Source organism: Ornithinimicrobium sp., from assembly GCF_035267225.1.
Taxonomy (GTDB): domain Bacteria; phylum Actinomycetota; class Actinomycetes; order Actinomycetales; family Dermatophilaceae; genus Ornithinicoccus.
In genome coordinates this window covers 1-3,195 of the sequence record NZ_DATFMA010000034.1, presented here as the reverse complement: position 1 = coordinate 3,195, position 3,195 = coordinate 1, and the positions used below count along the sequence as shown (strand labels likewise).

General features: G+C 70.0%; 4 protein-coding genes. All 4 read left to right on the top strand.

The annotated features are described in order from the left end of the window. Window positions 1–444 (top strand): alpha/beta hydrolase (locus VJ976_RS02210; protein ID WP_324098452.1); only part of this gene is annotated, 444 nt, incomplete at its 5' end. A 31-nt stretch (window positions 445–475) separates the two neighbouring features. Continuing rightward, window positions 476–2,029, top strand: coding sequence for a DUF4389 domain-containing protein (locus VJ976_RS02205; protein WP_324098451.1), 1,554 nt, complete (start codon window positions 476–478; stop codon window positions 2,027–2,029). Next, on the top strand, window positions 2,026–2,940 hold the full coding sequence (locus VJ976_RS02200) for a hypothetical protein (RefSeq protein WP_324098450.1): 915 nt from the start codon (window positions 2,026–2,028) through the stop codon (window positions 2,938–2,940). Before VJ976_RS02205 ends, VJ976_RS02200 begins: the two co-directional genes overlap by 4 nt. Continuing rightward, a partial coding sequence (locus VJ976_RS12665; protein ID WP_414693554.1) for an NAD(P)-binding domain-containing protein occupies window positions 2,937–3,195 on the top strand: 259 nt, incomplete at its 3' end. The genes VJ976_RS02200 and VJ976_RS12665, both read left to right, overlap by 4 nt.

Sequence of the window (3,195 nt, the reverse complement as noted above, 5' to 3'; positions counted from 1 at the left end):
CCGTACGAGGACGTCGCGAACTACGAGACCGTCCTACTGCACGAGCAGGACCTGTACCCCTACGACCACAGCCCCAACAGCGAGGGGTCCGGGCAGATGTCGGAAAACCTGGTCGTCCAGGAGTACTCCCTCACCGAGCAGGTGCGCGTCCTGTCCGGCACGCTCGACACCTTCGCCGTTCTCTACCCGCAGCTTCAGGACATCGACTTCCGCGAGAGCGCCACGACGTTCCAGGTTCCCGTCTTCTTCGTGCAGGGCGCCTACGAGACGCCGGGGCGCACGCGCCTGTTCGAGCAGTGGTACCCGCTCATCAACGCCCCGCAGAAGGACCGCATCGTGATGCAGACCTCCGGTCACCGTCCGTTGTTCGAGCAGCCAGAGGCCTTCGTGTCCTATCTCACTGACGTGGTGGTTCCGCGAACCACCACCACCGACCCGTCATGACCGCGACAGGCGCAGAAAGGAGTCGGACGTCATGACCGAGCCCACCCAACCAGCCCCCTACCCCTCTCCTCCTGCGGCCGCACGTGGGGCCCGAAGCCGCCCGCTGCCGCTGGTGATGGGTGTCGTCCTGGCCCTCGTCGGCCTCCCCCTGCTCCTGGCCGGCCTGGGGCTGGCCTGGGCGGTGGGGACCCAACGAGATGCTGACGGCTTCTTCTCCACCCCCACCGAGCGCTTCACCACCCCGACGGCCGCGCTGACCAGTACCACCCTCCAGCTGGGCGAGGCCAGCCCGAACCAGTGGTGGGTCGACGACGACCTCATGACCGTGCGCCTGCGAGCCACCTCGACCGACACCCCGGTGTTCGTCGGCATCGGCCCCAGCAACGAGGTGCGCGACTATCTCGGGACGGGCGCCTACGAAGAGATCAGCGACCTGCGCGCAGATCCCTTCGAGTACTCGCTGGTCCGACGCGGTGGCGAGGGCGCTCCAGCGGCAGCACCGACGCAGCAGCCCTTCTGGACCACCCAGTCCAGCGGGAACGGCACCCAGAGCGTCACCTGGAACCTGGCCCCCGGTAGCTACACCGCCGTGGTGATGAACGCCGACGGCTCACCAGGGGTGGCCGCCGATCTGACGGCGGGTGGACGAGTCACGATGCTGGTGCCCCTCGCCTGGAGCCTCGGCCTGGCCGGACTCCTCTTCGTGCTGGCGGGCGCCCTGCTCGTGGTCTACGGAGCCCGCGCGCCGTCCTCGGGCGGCGGGTCATCGGCATCCGTCGCCTCCACTAACCCTGGCGACAGCGCCCTGGTCGCAGGGGCCGCTGGCGCCTTACGCTCACCCGTCACGCTCACCGGCTATCAGGATGACCATCTCAGCCGCTGGCTGTGGCTCGTGAAGTGGCTCCTGGCGATCCCGCACCTCATCGTGCTGGCGCTGCTGTGGCTGGTGTTCACGGTGCTCACGGTGGTCGCCTTCTTCGCCATCCTCATCACGGGCCGCTACCCCCGGGGCCTGTTCGACCTCAACGTCGGCATCCTGCGGTGGACGTGGCGGGTGCAGTTCTACGCCACGAACGCCATCGGCACCGACCGGTACCCACCGTTCACCCTGGAGCACGCCGAGTACCCGGCCGATCTCGACATCGAGTACACGGAGCGGCTGTCGCGGGGCCTGGTGCTGGTGAAGTGGTGGCTGCTCGCCATCCCGCACCTCATCGTGCTCGCCGTCCTGGCCGGCACATGGACCCTCGGTGACGACGACGGGTTCCAGCTCAGCATCGGCGGTCTGATCGGCGCGCTGACGCTGGCCGCTGGCCTCATGCTGCTGTTCGCCGGACGCTACCCCGCCGCTCTGTTCGACTTCCTCGTCGGGCTGAACCGGTGGGTCTACCGGGTTATCGCCTACGTGGCGTTGATGACCGACCGCTACCCACCGTTCCGGCTCGACCAAGGGCCCACCGAGCCGTCACCAGCGTCCGCACCCACTGCTCCCCCAGCACCGACCTCCGCCTCCATGCCGCCGCCGGGCGACGAACCGGACGGTGGGGCGGCGCCGAGCGGCTCCGCTAACCGGGAGTGGGTGTGAGCACCACGCGCCCCCACATCTTGACCGCCGGCCCACTCCCGTGGCTGTCGGTGCTGCTGGTCGTGCTCGGGGCCGGAGCGATGGCCACCTCGCTCCTGGGCCCCCTGGCCCTCGGTGTGATCGGGTACCACGCCTCGCCCGGCGCCGTCGACCAGGTCCGCGGGGGCGACCTCGCCGGCCTCCTGCTGGTCGGCCCCGTGGCCCTGTGGGCGGCTCGACTGGTGGCTGCGGAACGCCCCGGCGCCGAGGCCCTGGCCATGGCGCCGGGGTCCTACGGGCTGTACATGTACACCCAGCTGTCCATCAGCGGTGACATCGCGCAGTACGACGGGAACACCGAACGCTGGTTCCCTCTGTTCTGGGCGTTGATCGTGGCGTCGCTGGGCGTCCTCGTGCTCGCCGGCCAACGCCTGGCGCTCGCACCCACACCAGCTCGGCGGCCGCGGCTCGAGCGCGTCGCGGGGTGGTACCTGCTGACCGTCGCGGCCTTCCTCACCGTGGGAATCCACCTGCCCGGCCTCGTGGACCTGTGGCAGGGCTCTCCGGTCGGCGAGGAGTACCTGGCCGACGCCGTCGTGTTCTGGACCGTCAAGGTGATGGACCTGGCCTTCGTGCTCCCGCTGCTCCTCACCGTCGGGATCGGCCTGCTCCGTGTCCAGGCCTGGGCACGCGCTCTGCTGGCGCCCGTGGTCGGATGGTGCGCCCTGCTGGCCTCCTCGGTGGCCGGTATGGGAGTCGCGATGGTGCTGACGGGCGCACCGGGAGCCGCGGCGGGCCTCGCCGCCGGTGTCTGTCTGGTCGCCGTGGCAGCACTGGTCCTGGCGGTGCTCGCCTACCACCCGCTGCTCGGCACCGCGGTTCCGGGGCGAGAGGCTTCCAGCCCCGCAACTCCAGAGCCGAGGGCAGGGTGAGCGCTCCGACCCGAGACATCGAGGCGCGACTGGGGTGGGCCTCTCCGGCACTGCTTCCCTCGCCTGGAACCGACCGAAAAGGACCAGCCGTCGTGGCTCGCATCGGGTTCATCGGTCTCGGGGTCATGGGTCTGCCTATGGCCACCAAGCTCATTTCTGCTGGCCAGGGTCACGGGCTACAACCCCAGCCCCGAGCCCTGCTGACGGATGCCGCGCGCGACGCCGGTGTCGCGCTGCCCTTGGTCGTGGGCCAGG

Coding starts and splice junctions, on each gene's coding strand:
- VJ976_RS02205 (WP_324098451.1), top strand. CDS start 476: ATGACCGAGCCCACCCAACCAGCCCCCTACCCCTCTCCTCCTGCGGCC.